This is a genomic window from Rhizobium sp. EC-SD404 (assembly GCF_902498825.1).
Lineage (GTDB): Bacteria > Pseudomonadota > Alphaproteobacteria > Rhizobiales > Rhizobiaceae > Georhizobium.
In genome coordinates this window covers 730,449-745,000 of the sequence record NZ_LR701459.1, presented here as the reverse complement: position 1 = coordinate 745,000, position 14,552 = coordinate 730,449, and the positions used below count along the sequence as shown (strand labels likewise).

Here is a 14,552-nt window from a genome sequence, read left to right as displayed (position 1 = left end):
CGTGTTCGCAATTCCTAAAGGAGACTTCAAATGGACGGTCCGACATCAGGTCTCAAAGACTGGTACGTGCTCGAATTTGCTGATGGCGCGAACCTTAGCCGACCGGGCATCTACGAGTGGGTCATCGAGGGTGCAGGTTCATACGTGGGAAAATTCACGCACGCGTCTCGCCCGCTTAAAGAATACGAGCGCAACGTCCGTAAGATCATCCAGGGTAGACCCTATCGCACCAAGAAGCCGAAGGCCTTCCGTCCTGTCCATGTCGAGCTGGAGCGGGCGCATCGTGAAGGCAGAAAGATCACTCTCCGAATTGTTGAAAACTGCCTGGCGACGGATCTTACGTCGCGCGAGCGTACTTTGATTAAAGAACGGGGGACACTAAATGGACGCCACCGCTTGACCTCGCCCTTTTAGCTTGTGGCCTGTCCCACACAGCTTGTTTGCCGAAGATGAGGATCCGTTGGCTACGTATGAAATGCTCACCCACTACCTAGCCGGAAGGCGCGAGAACGAGTTGATCCTATCGCTCGACAAAATCGAGGAGATCATCGGCAGCCCGCTTCCAGTCACCGCGCGAAAACGTCCTCAGTATTGGGCCAACGTCGTAAAAGACGAGCAGCGCTCACCACCCAACCGAGCTGCTCGCAAGGCAGGCTATCAAGCATTCCTCATCCCGAGCCTGCAGCAAGTCAGGTTCTTGAAGAGCCAGAACTAGGTATTGGTCCAACGGATGCAGAGGGTCCACTAACCAGTCTCCCTGGACTGTGGTCTCACTTGGCATCGATCCTGCATTGGTCACTGATATCGCTTGCAGAAGGATAGCCTTCACCGACCCGGCTCGCCCTGCTGAAGCTTGCAGAGGCTATCAATTGCATTAGGCTGTTATTCGTTGCGGGGGAGAACAAAATGTTTCGGATTATTCTAATCACGGCCGTAGCTTGGCCAATGTCGTTATCCGCGCAGGACGCGCTTCATCATGAGGATTTCATTCATCATCTGAACGAAACACTCGCGGCCGAAGGCCTAACCGAAGTTACGGTGAGCGAGCCCGATCCTAGCGAGACTGACGCTGCGTTTGCTTCGGCAGATACCGAAGACGACATTCAGCGATCTTTAAACGTGATTGGGCGAGTGGGGGAGATGATCGCGGAGGACCAGTGCGCCGAGCAAGGGCGACCGTCCAGTATCACCTATTCGTTGTCAGCATCTTTCCAGATATTGGTCGGCGTCGAAACAGGCACGGAAGTGACTTGGGAATTAGACGGTTTGTGCGAACGGATGAAACTCTAGCCTCACAACGCCCAATTGATTGCAATCGATGGAAAGTCCTAGGGATGATGGATCGCGATGCTAGCCCAGACCGCACATTCGAAGAAGGCTTTGAGGATGGCTACAAATTTGTAGCCGGTTCAATGGTGTTGGTGCCTCTGGCACCACTGGTGTTGGTGCCGCTCGGCTACACTGATTACGCCTATGGGTACAAAAAGGGAGCAGAAGCGGCGGCTACCAAAAAACGCTGATTGCCCAAGTGACTAAACTTGTGGTCTGGCTCACCAGATGAGTCTGTGAAGCAAGAAGATATGTACCACCGCGGGCTGACGAATTCAGGCTCTAGGGCTGACGTAGCCGAACACGCAGTGGCTACTGCACAAAGATTGGCAAGCTCGACGCTAGAGATATCCGCGCTGCTTCTCAGGTCGGGGTGACACAAGCGGTTGCCCACGTTCGTACGCCAGCACCGTTTCGACGGTGATTCGAATTAGCCGCCCGACACGGAAGCAGGGCAACTCCCCACGTTTTACCAAGTCGCGGATATGTTGCGGAGAACACTGCCAGCGCTCCGCTAGCGTGTCTGGTGTGAATGACTTCGTCTTGAATTCTTCCTTGTAGACGGGTGGCCTCATGACGGCCTAGTCCCGGGTGTCTTGCCGCACAACGCACCGCTTTTTCATCTCTTCGATGTCCGCTAGCGTCGTGAAGTGTTTGCCGGCGATCAGGTAAACATCGAGCCGGCCCTTCCGCACTTCATTGCGTAGGCCGTTGACGGTCATTCCACCGTTCGGAAATGCGATCGGCACGATATCGGCCAACCGATATGGGACGTGCAAACGAGCATCATCCTCGGGCGTGTCGGCTTCATTTTTAGGGGATGTGGACTGCGTCATGGCAACTTCCAAGGACAAGTGACACAGAACACCACAATACGCAGACCATGGGGTCTTTCGCGTTGAAAGTCAACGGCTTCACATGTACCGCAGGCACATAGCCACAGCTCGCAGATCCTGATTCAAGATGGCTGGGACATCACGTTCCGGCATGTTGAACGTTGAGCCCAACTCGGCAGACGTGTGGCCAAGAACGCAATAGTTGGTCAGGCGTGCCGAGCAGAGTTTGCCCAACTCTTTCATGAGCACTTGCAGCTCTTGCATGGCGACCGCGCGTCCGTCCGGAAGCCCCTTCCAGCCACCACCGCCAGCGCTATCGTAATTGATCGAGCCGCCGTGCAGGTTGCTCGCTCTTTCCCAAAGACGAGCGAAATGAGATCCGGCCATATAAAGTGGGTCCGAGCTGTCACGCCCATAGCGCCACTCAAACGTCCCAGGCATTGCCCGCGTTGTGCGTTGCTCTGTCCGTGACCGCGAGATCCGCACCGTTTCCGTGCGGACCTCAGCACCTTCGAAACCCTCTTCAGGCAACTTGCTACGCGGCTTGGTCTTCAGCATCTTTGCGCCTCGATTGGTTGTAGCGCAACATAGCAAACCTTTGAGACTCTTGCACTATTCGGCGAACATCATCCGGTATTGATCCGTCAGATAATCGCCGCTTTCCCCAACCCCGAGGGCTTCGGAAAGGCCTTGCGTGGACAACTCGTCCGCACGCTCATTGCCGGCAATCCCCGCATGGCCCTTGCACCATTTTATTTTTGCCATCGGCGCCGTGCCTTTGGCCGCGTCAATCGCTCTCCAGATTTCGGCATTGAGCAAGACACGGTTCTTAGGATCAGCGTTTGGCCCGCCGCGTTGCCAGCCGTTCCGCTTCCAGGCGATGGACCATTCATTGGCACCCGTCACGGCATACTGACTATCGCACCAGATGACGCACGGTTCATCGAGCCCCGAGGCAACGCCCAGAGCCGCCAAGAGGCTCGTCAGCTCCATTCGGTTGTTCGTGGTGTCAGGCTCCCCACCAGACAGCGAAGACAATTCCACGCCGTCCCTGTACGTCACCACGCCCCAGCCACCCGGCCCGGGATTTGGCTCACATGCGCCATCGCAGAATATGTGCAAGCCGACCGTGAAGGCTTCGTGATTGATCTCGTAGGTTTTCCCCACGCGCTTGACTGGACGTTTGGCCCAACGCTTTGAAGCCGTCATGATCTTAGCCCTTCCTCGTAGCGCCTCAGTCGTGCATCGCGCACCTCCTTGGACATCGTGATGTACGCTGCGCGCCAATTGAGGACGTTATGATAGACCGGGCTGTTTGCATCGACGTCCCACCACTTCCCCAGATCCATCTCCACATAGAGCCGTTCCGTGTCGTGGTGGCCGGCTCTGTCTTGGATCATCAAGTTGCACATGAGCCCAGGCCTGCGCCGTTCGTTCATCTGGCGCCATGGGTTCTCGCGGTCGTGCGCTTCGCGCGCTTGTCTTTCGGCAATGGTCATCGGTTATCGCCTTTCATTTCGGAAATTGCGGCGCTTGAGCAGGCAGCATTTCGGAAGCGTTTCCCCGTTTGGGGGAAATCCATTGTCCCGATCCTGTCCCGCCCGTGTCCCGCTGCTGTCCCGCTTGCCTTCGCCGGCAGCTTCCAAATCTTTGGGATCATTCAAGAAAGCGACTTCGATCCTGTCCCGCTTTTGGTGCGGCTGCGTATCGCTTCCAGATCGGTCTCGAAACATATGCGTCATGCGGCGCCCCCATGGTCGTGGCCGCTGTAATGGAGGCGGTTGATTTCCGCAGTAACGGCCCGCCAAAATGCGCTGATCTGCGCACTCTGCACGTCTTCAGGAATGCCGACCGTCTCGAAAGCTTTAACCAAGCCCGCTGTCACCTGATTTTGGTAAGATTCGGCAGCTCTGTCTGTTGGTTTGGCCATCAGCTTTTGAGCTGTCATCCGAACGCGGCTAGTTCGGTTCACCATCGGGAAGACAATGACTTGTCGGCCAGATTCCCAATGCGGGCGAGGCGGATGATTGGTCATCATGTCCGTACCTCGCAGCCAGTATGTATATGGTAGAATAAGGATGTCACGATTATCATGACGGACGAGGCTATGGATTGGCACCTTCCGTCACGGTTTTCAGGACAGCGCGTCACGGTTTTCATGACAGTGCCCCCGAATTCGTCACGGTTTTCAGGACAGGCACGTCCCGAAAAACATGACAGGGTTTTTTCCTGCCATTGCGTCCGGACGGGTTGTTCGCTCCTGTCCGCTGGCAAGGAAAGTCGTTCCCAGGTTGCCAGTCCCGGTACAGCTTCCGCCCGTCTTTTTCAGATGCTGGCATCTTTATTTCGGTGATCTCGTAGCAAGCCGACTTGGCCGCACCTTCGATCCCGAGAACTGCTTGCGCAGTCTGGACGATGAAGCCTTTTCGTTGCAGATCTCTGAAAGCTTCCGCTGCTGTGTCACGCGTCACCCCAAGGCGTTGCGCGGCCTGCCTCACGCTCAGTTGGATATTGCCATTGTTGTTCGCCTTCGGCCCCCGCCACTCCAGCTTGAGCCATGGATAGAGCGCCTGCGCCGTCGTTGACAACGCGCCCCAGGCAGGTTGCTCCATCGTGTCCAAAATCATAGGCGCCCAGCGTTCACCCTTTGGAATTGCCCGTTTCTGATTGCTCATCGGTTGGCATCCCCAATTTCACGCTGAAGAGCCTTAATGACTGCACGGACTGCAGCCACATCACTCATGGCGATGATGACTTCCAAGCCCATCCACCCGGTCTGATCTTGCCGGATCGTCACGCCACCTGCTTCGTTCGTGAAAACGTCAATGGGGCATTGAAGAGGGACGCACCGATTGATGCCGTCATCCTCGCCGTCACCAACTGCCGGCTCAGAAAACATATCAATTTGATGGCTGCTCATCGGTCAGCCCTCCGGCTGCACGATGCGGGAGAAACCCCGAAACAGTTTGTACCTTGTGCGGTATGCGTATAAAATTGGTCTGTCATCGGAGGGTGCTCCTTCGGTGAGTGGAGGTCGTTAAAAGCGATCGATTCCGAACGGCAGGGGTTAGGTCGCCAAACGTGGCCCCTGCCGTTCTCTCGTTCCGGCTCATGCAGAAGCCCGGGCGCGTTCCCGCTCCCACTCCACAAGATCCGCTTCCTTGAAGAATTTGCGCCGGTTGATCACCATGGGTGAAGGGAAGCACATTCCCGCATCATGCTCCCAGCGATACAGCGTCATATGGCTGATCTGGTAGCGGTTTTGCACCTGCCGACCAGTCAGGTAATTCGTGTTTCGATCTGCGTTCATCTGCCTGCATTTCCTCTGTTGTTGATGTGCTAACAATGTAGCTCGATTGCGAACGTAAGTGAATCAAAGCACAAGCCAAAAAGCGTCCCGTCCCCACTTTCCACTGACCCACTGGATAACTTGTCTATAGCCTGTGCGAGTCATCCACTGTCATGAGCCAAACCAAATGGTTTCAAACCGTTAGCCTGTGAATATGAGCGGCCCACGCCTCCAGAGCGGCCCGCTTTTCTTCTGCGTAGTCGTACCGATTGTAGATCGCGGCGACCCCACGCACCGATCCGCTACGATGGTTCAACACAGCTTCCACAACATGCACAGCCACACCTAGCCTCGCCATGCCGCTTGCAGCCGTCCGGCGCAGATCGTGCAGTGTCCAAGGCTCCAGATTATCGGCGCCGTCGCCCTTCAGTATCGCAGCCACTTTGCGGTCTATGATCTGCTTAGCTCTAGAGAAGCCACTGACAGGCATTTCCCCGTTGGTGGAGAACACATATCCCGAAATGCGCGGCATGCCGTCCAGCAGGCCAACAGCCCGCGCAGGAAGCGGCAATGAATGCTCCTGTCCGTTCTTCGTCCGAGCCGCAGGGATCAGCCATTGTTGATCGTTCCCGCCGAGGGCGAATTCAGACCACGGCGCATGTGCAACCTCATTCCGTCGCTGGCCGAGTAGCAGCAGCATTTGAACCATGCGCCCGAAGGGATAGCCCACCTCGTCACACGCCCGCCACAGCACTGCAATTTCATTGTCGGCAAGCACCCGCTCCCGGCTCTTACCTTGCTTGAAGGTCGACCGAGGCACAGGCGAAGCCGGAATAATGTCCCGATCTACGCACCAGTTGAAAAACTTGCTCAGGACCGCCCGGACCCGTGCGGCGGATTCCGGCTTTCCCTCGTCTGCGATCTTGTCGAGCAGGTCGATCACGTCACGTTTGGTGATCGTCTTTATATCGCGATTCGCCCATTCCGGCTTAATCGTCCGGTCAATGAATCCCTCAGTGTTCTTGATCGTGCTGGGGCGATTGTGGCGCTTGACGTGGCGCTTTACGAAATCGTCCAGCACGGCCGGCACGAGATCCAGACTGGCTGGCCTAGCCGCTTCGCGGGCCGCACGTTCTTCGCCGGGATCGCGACCCTCAGTCACCGCCCGTAGAGCCGTAGCGCCAGCTTCACGAGCCATCGCAAGCGTGAACGCGGGATAAGCACCGATTGTAAATTTGCGCGGGCGATTGGCGAACCTGTAGCGCACCGCCCAGACCATCGAGCCACTAGGCTGCACGATCAGATAAAGCCCGGGTAATCCGCCGTCCGCGACTTCCTTTCGGGTGGTTCCGGGCTTCATGGCTTCTATTGCCTTGACCGTCAGCGCCTTGGCCATTCTTCATCCTGGGTAACAGCTGGGTAACGTGGAGCCCTGTATGGGCATGTTATGTCGTGTTAATAGCACGACCCCACGAACCCGCCGCAAGTCCAGAAATCAGGGGCTTTCGGTTGTGCACCATGATTCACAGTGTGAGATGGTGAAAGGTGCCGCCACATCATTCGTAATGATGGGGTCAGGTGTTCGAGTCACCTAAGCGGCACCATTTTTGCATGCCTTTGGGCCTTAACAGCCTGGCGTCCCCTCCCCCCAAGCAAACCCGGCAGCCTCGTCAATGAGGCCGGAATCTCATCTGGAATTTCACGACATCCATATGAACATCACGCTGGTCCCGGCGTTAGTCGCGGGCCAACATCAATGGAGAATATCTTGGGAAACACACCGCAGGATCGTTCACGCGTCGCTGGAAAGCAGGACCACGAAGTTCGCTACGAGGCCGACAAGACCGGGAAATCGAAGGCGGAGGTCAAGGACGCCGTGAAAGAGGTCGGCAACAGCCGAACAAAGGTCGAAAAGAACCTCAAGGATTAGGAAACAGGCCGCGCGGCATCACCGCGTGGCCGTTCTTTCTCGTGCTACTGCCCCGCGCGTATCGACCGGCTCGGCACCTGTTGTCCTCACTCGAAGTGAGCCAGATTCGGAACACTGTGCGTTATCGCCGGTTCTGTTCCTGAAGGAGACCAGCATGGCCGATGATCGCAACGAGTGGACGAACCCCCAGGATGAGGACGAGGCGGAGATCAAGTATCTGGTGGAGAACACCGACCTGTCACCGCTTCAGGCCAAGGAGCTCGTCGCCAAGCACGGCGCCGATCGCGAGAAGCTTCTGGAGATCGCAAGGACGATGCAGGCGGAAGGGTAAGGCAGAGCCGGGAACCTTCCACACACTGCGCAGTTTGCTTGTCATTCGGAGCAAGGAGCTGTCATGAGCCGCAATACGCTGATCGCCGTCATCATCATTCTTCTGATTATTTTCGGTGGTTGGTCGTTCATGGGTGTCTGACGCCCGTAAGCTCACGGTTCCATTCACCAATATCAGTGAACTTGTCAGCGGCTCGATTGTACCGTTGACGGCCTGCGGCTATTGAGATGCCCGGCTGCGCATCGTGCGCGGCCGTTGGGGCACTGTGCCGCCTGGGGAACACCGCAATGAAGTCCGCCTTTTTGTCCGCAGTCGCTTTTGCGTCTTTGGCATTGGCAACCAACGCATCGGCTGAAGATCTCGTCTTCACGCTGAACAACAACACCGACTACACGCTGATGGAATTCTACGCGTCGCCGACCGACGTTTCGAACTGGGAAGAGGATATTCTCGGAGCGGACGTTCTCGGAACCGGGCAAAGCGTTCAGATCACCATCGCCGACGGCCGGTCGACCTGCGACTACGATCTGCGCATGGTCTTTGACGATGGCGACGTCGTGGAAGACGCTGCAAACCTGTGCGAGACGGGCAGCTACACGGTCGAATGATCGGCCACTCAGGCCACGTGTCATCGGCCGCTTGTTGAGCTTCCGATAAACTATCAAGGCAAAGAGTCGCTGATTGTGACCCACCGGGCCGGTAAACGGCCCGGTTTTGCCGCAACCTTTCCTTTAGAAGCCCGTTCAAACCTCAGAATTAGTGTCCAATGGTTGTTCCTGGCGAGCGGCCAAACGGTCTCTCCCAGCTCAACCAAGGTTATCCGCTCGTGAAACGTCTCGATATCATTGATGGAATGCGAGGGTACTTCCTCGTTTTCATGTTGATCAACCACCTCGTGTTCATCGGTGGGTATTGGCTGGTCGAGATCAACCATCGCCAGCTGGCGTTTGTCGAGGACGCTCAGGGGTTCGTGTTTCTGTCAGGTCTTCTGATCGGACTGGTCTACGCCCGCAAGATGCTGAAATACGGCAAGGTTGAAGGATCGCGCAAAGTCTACTCGCGCGCGTTCGAACTCTATCGTTACGCCATGGGTCTCGTCATTGCAGTATTGCTTGTCCGTATGGTTCTGCCGGGCGGTCACGAGGCATGGTGGAACTGGCTCGGCGATACCGATTTCAGCGATCCGCTTCGGCTGGCGGCCATAGCCACGTTCATCTTCCAGCCGACTTTTATGGACATCCTGCCCCAATACACGGTCTACCTGCTCTTCGCGCCTGCGCTGATCTGGCTGACGCTGCAGGGACAATGGCGCACCGTGATGGTGGGCTCCTTTCTGATCTGGTTCGCAGCCCAGCTCGGCGTCCATCGCCTGGTAACGGCGCCGCTCGACACGCTGGTGGCGGGAGCGGACGATCAGGGCGTGCGCGTCAGCTTCAACATGATGGGCTGGCAGATCGTATTTTTCACCGCGCTGGTGCTCGGCGCCCTGACGGCTCAGAAGAAAATCGACTGGACGATGATCTTTGCGCCGGAAAAAACCTTCTGGCCGAAGGTGGCGTTGATCACAGTCCTGTTCTTCCTGCCACTGCGTGTCGCGACCGCTCACGGCTTCATGCCGGATTTCATGATCGGCAAGTTTGCGTCGCTTGAAGTGCGCGCCGACTTCGGTCCGGTCTATCTCGTCAACTTCATCGCCGTCGCGTTCGGCATGGCATGGCTGCTGATTGCCGGACCGCGCCACGCAAACGCTGTCGTGCGTGCGGTGGCCGATGGTCTGATCTGGGTCTTCACCCTGCGCTTCCTTCAATTGCTCGGTCGTCACTCGCTGCAGGTCTATGTCTGGCACGTCGTGATCGTCTATGCTGTCTACTATATGGACCAGCGCACGCCGGAGCTGTCGCAGCTGACGAAGACGGTGATCGCCGTGGTGTCGATCGGCCTTCTTGCCTTGCCGGCGATCTGGCGCGAGCGCGATCGGTTCTTCGGCACGGCAGACGCTGCTGCTATCGGCAACACGATGGCAGTGACACCTGCCCCTGCAAGCGCGAAGACAGGCGTCAGGATGCCGACGAAGTAAGTCGCCCACCGCCAATTCGTGGCTGCGGATCAGTGGAAGTCACGCGACTTCGGTATGATCCGCACATTGCGCGGATGTCGGCCGCCTTCGCCCTGGCGGCCGTAATTCGGCCGGGTGACTTCATCCGCACGTGACAGTTCGATGCTGGCGGAATGGACATCGGAAAGCGTCGCGAGATCACCGGTTCGGTCATGCACAGCAGTAACCATCAGATGCACCACGCCTTCCTTGCTTCGTTGTATCTGGGCTTCGACCAAGGCAAGCTTCGCGCTCATCACGGCGCGGCGGTAGCGATCGAAAAGCCGCGACCATAGCAGCGTATTGGCGACGCCTGTCTCGTCTTCCAGCGTCATGAAGATGGCATTGCCCTTGCCGGGCCGCTGTCGCACCAGAACCACCCCCGCAACCTTGACGAAAGCGCGATCCGGCATGTCCGCCGTCTGGGCGCAGGAGATGATGCCTTCCTTGCGGAAGCGCTCGCGCAAAAAAGCGATCGGATGCGCCTTGAGCGAGAGTTTCACGGTCTGGTAATCGGCGACCACCTGCTCGGCGAGCGGCATGGGCGGCAGGCGGGACGGTTGTTCAAGCCCGAGCTCCTGCTGTGCGGCGGCTGCAAAGAGCGGTAGCGGCCGATCTTCCGGCAACCGCCGCACGGCCCACAGCGCGTCACGCCGGTCGATCCCGATCGAACGGAATGCATCGGCATCGGCCAGGCCTTTCAGTGCGCGATGTTCGAGCTCGACCGTGTGCCACAAGGCCTCGATGCTGGTGTAGCCACGGCCACGCCGTGAAACGAGCGCTTCCGACCAGTCCTCGCGAAAACCGTCCATCTGGCGAAAGCCGATGCGCAGGGCGAGCTTGCCGTTCGCCGCCCGCTCGAGCGTGTTGTCGTGATGGCTGAAATTGACGTCCACCGGGCGCACTTCGACATCATGCTCGCGCGCATCGCGAACGATCTGCGCCGGGGCATAAAACCCCATGGGCTGCGAATTGAGGAGGCCACAGGCAAAGACCGCCGGGTAGTGGTGTTTGATCCAGGCGGACACGTAAACCAGGCGGGCAAAGGAAGCCGCATGGCTTTCCGGAAATCCGTACTCGCCGAAGCCTTTGATCTGCGCGAAGCAGCGCTCGGCAAAGGCCCGGTCGTAACCGCGCCGCGCCATGCCATCCACCATCATTTCCTCGAAACGGCCGATCGTGCCGTTGTGGCGGAAGGTCGCCATCGCCTTGCGCAAGCCGTTGGCCTGGTCCGGCGTGAACTCCGCCGCGGTGATCGCCAACTGCATCGCCTGTTCCTGAAACAGCGGCACACCTTTCGTGCGCTCAAGAACGTGCCGCAATTCGTCCGGATCATGCGGTGGCGCGGGCGAAGGAAAATTCACTTCCTCCAGCCCATCGCGCCGCCGAAGATAGGGATGGACCATGTCGCCCTGGATCGGCCCGGGCCGGACGATCGCCACCTGGATGACGAGATCGTAGAATTCCTTCGGCTTCAGGCGCGGCAACATGTTGATCTGCGCCCGGCTTTCCACCTGGAAGACGCCGATGGAATCGCCCTTCTGCAGCATGCCGTAGACACCGTCGTCGTGGGTGATGGCAGCGAGATCGAGATCCCTTTCCTCGTGCAGCCGGATCAGGTCGAAGCACTTGCGAATGCAGGTCAGCATGCCGAGCGCCAGCACGTCGACCTTCATCAGCCCGAGGTCGTCGATATCGTCCTTGTCCCACTCGATGAAGGTACGGTCCTCCATCGCCGCATTGCCGATCGGCACCGTTTCGTCGAGCCGCCCGTTGGTCAGCACGAAACCGCCCACATGCTGGGAGAGATGGCGCGGAAAGGTGAGAAGCTGGCGGGCGAAATCGAGCGCGCGGGCGATGACGGGGTTATGGGGATCGAGCCCCGCCTGCCGCACATGGTTTTCAGGAATGCTGTCGCCGAAACTGCCCCACACCATGCCCCCAAGCCTGGCCGTCACGTCATCGGTGAGACCGAAAACCTTGCCGACCTCGCGGATGGCGCTGCGCGGCCGATAGCGGATGACGGTCGCGGCGATGCCCGCGCGCAGCCGTCCATAGCGCTTGTAAAGGTGCTGGATCACCTCTTCGCGCCGCTCATGCTCGAAGTCGACGTCGATATCCGGCGGCTCGCGGCGTTCTTCCGACAGGAAGCGCGCAAAGAGAAGATTGCTGGTCGCGGGATCGACCGAGGTGATGCCGAGCACGAAACACACCGCCGAATTGGCGGCTGACCCCCTTCCCTGGCACAGAATGCCCCGGTTGCGCGCAAACTGCACGATATCGTGGATCGTCAGGAAGTAGCGCGCGTAATCGAGCTTCGCGATCAGCGCGAATTCCTGCTTCAAAAGCGCTTCCACCTTGGGCGGAACGCCGTCGGGGTAAACCCAGCCGGCATGTTTCCAGGTGAGCTCCTCCAGCCAGCCCTGGGGCGTCTTGCCGGGCGGCACCGGTTCTTCGGGATATTCGTATTTCAACTGATCGAGCGAAAAATCGATGCGGGCGAGAAAGTCCGTGGTCTCGCCGATGGCCTCTGGGCAATCGCGAAACAGCCGCTGCATCTCGTGCGGCGGCTTCAAATAGCGCTCGGCATTTTCCTGAAGCAGCCGACCCGCCGCCTCGATCGTCGTCTTCTCGCGAATGCAGGTGAGGATATCCTGCAGGGGCCGGCGTTCGGGAGCGTGATACAGCACGTCATTGAGTGCCATCAGCGGCACGCGCGCCGCATCGGCCAGGGACTTCAAGGCGACGAGGCGGCGCCGGTCATCCCCGCGGCGGCTCATGGCGGCGCCCAGCCAGACCGAGCCGGGTGCGGTCCGCGAAAGCTGCGCGAGCGTCGCCTCCACTTGGTCCAGCTGGTCGGGTGGCATGACGATGAACAGAAGATCGGCCGAAAGCGACAGAAGATCGGCGAAGCTCAAGACGCAATCGCCTTTCTTCGTGTCGCCCATCTTGCCCTTGGTCAAAAGCCGGCAAAGCCTTCCCCACCCGGCCCGGTTTTCCGGATAGACGAGGATATCCGGCGTGCCGTCGGCGAAGACGAGCCGGGCGCCGACGACCAGCTTGAAATCGAGCTTGGCACCCTTTCCGTACTGAGCGGCGTAATCGGCATTCAACTCGTTGAGGGCGCTATAGGCGCGTACGACGCCTGCTACCGTGTTGCGGTCGGCGATACCGATGCCGGCATGGCCGAGTTCCAGCGCGCGGATGATGAAATCATGCGGATGGGAGGCCCCGCGCAGAAAGGAGAAATTGGTGGAAACCGCAAGTTCGCCATAACGCATCATGCGAAGATCCCGTGCAGGAACCAGCGAGGATTGGTGACTTCCACCCCGTAGAGCCCTTCGCGATAGACCCAGAACCGCCGACCAGCGGTGTCCTCGAGCCGGAAATAGTCGCGCGTCATGGCCTGTCCGGCATCGCGCCACCATTCCTGCGCAATGCGTTCAGGGCCTTCCGCCTTGACGATCGCATGCTCGACCCGGCGCCAGAAGAAGCGATGCGGCGGGCCATCCGGAACCGAGGCGGTGACGTCGATCGCATGGGGCGGCGTAAAGAGAAAGAGCGGCCGCAAGGGTGGCTCGCCACTCTCCTGCACCACCCAGGTGATCGCCGACTGCTCCGACGACAATGCCGGAATGGCTTCGGCGGCACGTTCGGGAATATGCGTGTCGCGCGAGACGAAGCGCACCACCTGCTCGGGCGAAAACCGTGCGCTCAACCGCTCCACCAATTCGCTCGCCTCTTCGGTCGGAACGCCTTTCGACGAAAGCTCCTGCGCCTCGGGAACGAGCGTTTCGCTGAAGATCACCGAGAGGCGGATCAGATCGAAGCCGAAGCCGGGATCGAGGGGATCGGCAAGCCCCTCCAGCTTGGCATCGTAAAGGCGCATCAGCGCAGCAGCATCGCGCGAGGGCCGCGCCGTTTCCACCGGTATGCGCGTAACCTTTCCGTCGGCCCTGAAGAAGGCCGCCTCGAAGAGCCGGCCGCCCTTGCCGCGCTCCTGAAGAAGCTCTCCCGCCTGCCCCGCGAGGTGGCGCAGGCACGCGCGAATGTCTTCCTCGTAGCCGATCGGCTCGCCGAACCGCTTTTCCACGATGATGTCGCCGACCGTGCGGCGCGGCGTGATCGACGAGCGTGCACGACCCATCACGAGATCGAGCCGGTAGGCGAGTTCCGGACCAAAGCGCGCAACGAGCGGCCCGCGCGGACGCGCCGCGACATCGCCGATGCTCCTGAGCCCGGCGCGGGCGAGCCCGTTTTCGGTCTCTGCGCAAAGACCAAGGGCGGCCACGGGCAACGGCCGCACCGCTTGCTCTTCACTGCCGCCGGCAACGATGCCGCCGAACCCGAACTGCGCCATTGCGCGTGCCGTATCCGGCGCCGACGCGATCGCGGCGAAGGTCTTGAAGCCGGCCGTTTCGAACTTGTCTGCGATTTCCTTCAGCATGGCCGCCTCGCCACCGAAAAGGTGGACGCAGCCGGCAATGTCCAGCAGAAGACCGGCCTTGCCATCGAAACCGACGAGCGGCGTGAAGCGGTCGCAGGCATCGGCGAGCCGTTCGAGCATGCGCCGGTCGGCTTCCGGCGCCGTTTCGCACACTTCGATATCGGGCACGCGCGCTCGTGCATCGGCAAGAGTGAGCCCGGGCGACAGGCCGAGCGCCCGTGCCGCCTTGTCGGTGGCGGCGAGGCGAAGTGCGCCCTTCACCTTCTCGACGGTGACGAGAGGCTTAGACAGGTTG

The 14,552-nt window shown here is 59.3% G+C and carries 20 protein-coding genes; 8 read left to right on the top strand and 12 right to left on the bottom strand.

Translation table 11 applies throughout. The features are described 5' to 3' along the window. Positions 1 to 30 precede the first annotated feature (30 nt). The 4 genes from GC125_RS04540 to GC125_RS04525 all read left to right on the top strand — a co-directional run bounded on the left by GC125_RS04540 (position 31) and on the right by GC125_RS04525 (position 1,520). Positions 31 to 414, top strand: a complete 384-nt coding sequence (locus GC125_RS04540) for a hypothetical protein (RefSeq protein WP_151984238.1) — start codon at positions 31 to 33, stop codon at positions 412 to 414. A gap of 46 nt (positions 415 to 460) precedes the next feature. After that, a complete protein-coding gene (locus GC125_RS04535; protein WP_151984237.1) occupies positions 461 to 715 on the top strand; it encodes a DUF7662 domain-containing protein in 255 nt (84 codons plus the stop codon). A gap of 191 nt (positions 716 to 906) precedes the next feature. Beyond that, on the top strand, positions 907 to 1,290 hold the full coding sequence (locus GC125_RS04530) for a hypothetical protein (RefSeq protein ID WP_151984236.1): 384 nt from the start codon (positions 907 to 909) through the stop codon (positions 1,288 to 1,290). A gap of 44 nt (positions 1,291 to 1,334) precedes the next feature. Further along, on the top strand, positions 1,335 to 1,520 hold the full coding sequence (locus GC125_RS04525) for a hypothetical protein (RefSeq protein WP_151984235.1): 186 nt from the start codon (positions 1,335 to 1,337) through the stop codon (positions 1,518 to 1,520). Between the two features lie 150 nt (positions 1,521 to 1,670). On the opposite strand, the gene GC125_RS20330 is transcribed toward GC125_RS04525, so the two are convergent. The 10 genes from GC125_RS20330 to GC125_RS04475 form a co-directional block, all read right to left on the bottom strand. Next, a complete protein-coding gene (locus GC125_RS20330) occupies positions 1,671 to 1,904 on the bottom strand; it encodes a helix-turn-helix domain-containing protein (RefSeq protein WP_151984234.1) in 234 nt (77 codons plus the stop codon). A 6-nt stretch (positions 1,905 to 1,910) separates the two neighbouring features. Continuing rightward, positions 1,911 to 2,165, bottom strand: a complete 255-nt coding sequence (locus GC125_RS04515; protein ID WP_151984233.1) for a hypothetical protein — start codon at positions 2,163 to 2,165, stop codon at positions 1,911 to 1,913. A 78-nt stretch (positions 2,166 to 2,243) separates the two neighbouring features. Then, the gene (locus tag GC125_RS04510) at positions 2,244 to 2,723 is read right to left on the bottom strand and encodes a hypothetical protein (RefSeq protein ID WP_151984232.1); all 480 of its coding nucleotides are present in this window, start codon (positions 2,721 to 2,723) and stop codon (positions 2,244 to 2,246) included. Between the two features lie 54 nt (positions 2,724 to 2,777). Then, on the bottom strand, positions 2,778 to 3,374 hold the full coding sequence (locus GC125_RS04505; protein ID WP_151984231.1) for a ribonuclease H family protein: 597 nt from the start codon (positions 3,372 to 3,374) through the stop codon (positions 2,778 to 2,780). Then, the gene (locus tag GC125_RS04500; RefSeq protein WP_151984230.1) at positions 3,371 to 3,664 is read right to left on the bottom strand and encodes a hypothetical protein; all 294 of its coding nucleotides are present in this window, start codon (positions 3,662 to 3,664) and stop codon (positions 3,371 to 3,373) included. Before GC125_RS04500 ends, GC125_RS04505 begins: the two co-directional genes overlap by 4 nt. Positions 3,665 to 3,903: 239 nt before the next feature. Then, positions 3,904 to 4,203, bottom strand: coding sequence for a DUF6074 family protein (locus GC125_RS04495; RefSeq protein WP_151984229.1), 300 nt, complete (start codon positions 4,201 to 4,203; stop codon positions 3,904 to 3,906). A 118-nt stretch (positions 4,204 to 4,321) separates the two neighbouring features. After that, on the bottom strand, positions 4,322 to 4,840 hold the full coding sequence (locus GC125_RS04490; protein WP_151984228.1) for a helix-turn-helix domain-containing protein: 519 nt from the start codon (positions 4,838 to 4,840) through the stop codon (positions 4,322 to 4,324). Beyond that, on the bottom strand, positions 4,837 to 5,085 hold the full coding sequence (locus tag GC125_RS04485; RefSeq protein ID WP_151984227.1) for a hypothetical protein: 249 nt from the start codon (positions 5,083 to 5,085) through the stop codon (positions 4,837 to 4,839). The genes GC125_RS04490 and GC125_RS04485 overlap by 4 nt, the downstream gene beginning before the upstream one ends. A gap of 189 nt (positions 5,086 to 5,274) precedes the next feature. Next, positions 5,275 to 5,475 carry a helix-turn-helix transcriptional regulator gene (locus tag GC125_RS04480; protein ID WP_151984226.1) on the bottom strand — a complete coding sequence of 67 codons (201 nt, stop codon included), beginning with the start codon at positions 5,473 to 5,475 and terminating at the stop codon, positions 5,275 to 5,277. 172 nt (positions 5,476 to 5,647) lie between these two features. Then, entirely contained in the window at positions 5,648 to 6,850 is a 1,203-nt protein-coding gene (locus tag GC125_RS04475) for a tyrosine-type recombinase/integrase (protein ID WP_151984225.1), read from the bottom strand. Positions 6,851 to 7,222: 372 nt separating this feature from the next. Between GC125_RS04475 and GC125_RS04470 the strand changes: the two genes are divergently transcribed. The 4 genes from GC125_RS04470 (at position 7,223) to GC125_RS04460 (ending at position 9,792) form a co-directional block, all read left to right on the top strand. Beyond that, entirely contained in the window at positions 7,223 to 7,384 is a 162-nt protein-coding gene (locus tag GC125_RS04470) for a DUF3606 domain-containing protein (RefSeq protein WP_353617038.1), read from the top strand. A 154-nt stretch (positions 7,385 to 7,538) separates the two neighbouring features. Continuing rightward, complete coding sequence (locus GC125_RS19920) at positions 7,539 to 7,715, top strand: hypothetical protein (protein WP_199864441.1); 177 nt, start codon at positions 7,539 to 7,541, stop codon at positions 7,713 to 7,715. A gap of 287 nt (positions 7,716 to 8,002) precedes the next feature. Next, on the top strand, positions 8,003 to 8,323 hold the full coding sequence (locus tag GC125_RS04465) for a hypothetical protein (RefSeq protein WP_151984223.1): 321 nt from the start codon (positions 8,003 to 8,005) through the stop codon (positions 8,321 to 8,323). Between the two features lie 218 nt (positions 8,324 to 8,541). Next, complete coding sequence (locus GC125_RS04460) at positions 8,542 to 9,792, top strand: OpgC family protein (protein ID WP_151984222.1); 1,251 nt, start codon at positions 8,542 to 8,544, stop codon at positions 9,790 to 9,792. A 29-nt stretch (positions 9,793 to 9,821) separates the two neighbouring features. On the opposite strand, the gene GC125_RS04455 is transcribed toward GC125_RS04460, so the two are convergent. Further along, positions 9,822 to 13,094 (bottom strand): error-prone DNA polymerase, encoded by a 3,273-nt coding sequence (locus tag GC125_RS04455; RefSeq protein ID WP_151984221.1) that lies wholly within the window; start codon positions 13,092 to 13,094, stop codon positions 9,822 to 9,824. Continuing rightward, the gene (locus GC125_RS04450) at positions 13,091 to 14,548 is read right to left on the bottom strand and encodes a Y-family DNA polymerase (RefSeq protein WP_353617099.1); all 1,458 of its coding nucleotides are present in this window, start codon (positions 14,546 to 14,548) and stop codon (positions 13,091 to 13,093) included. Before GC125_RS04450 ends, GC125_RS04455 begins: the two co-directional genes overlap by 4 nt. Positions 14,549 to 14,552: the final 4 nt, after the last annotated feature.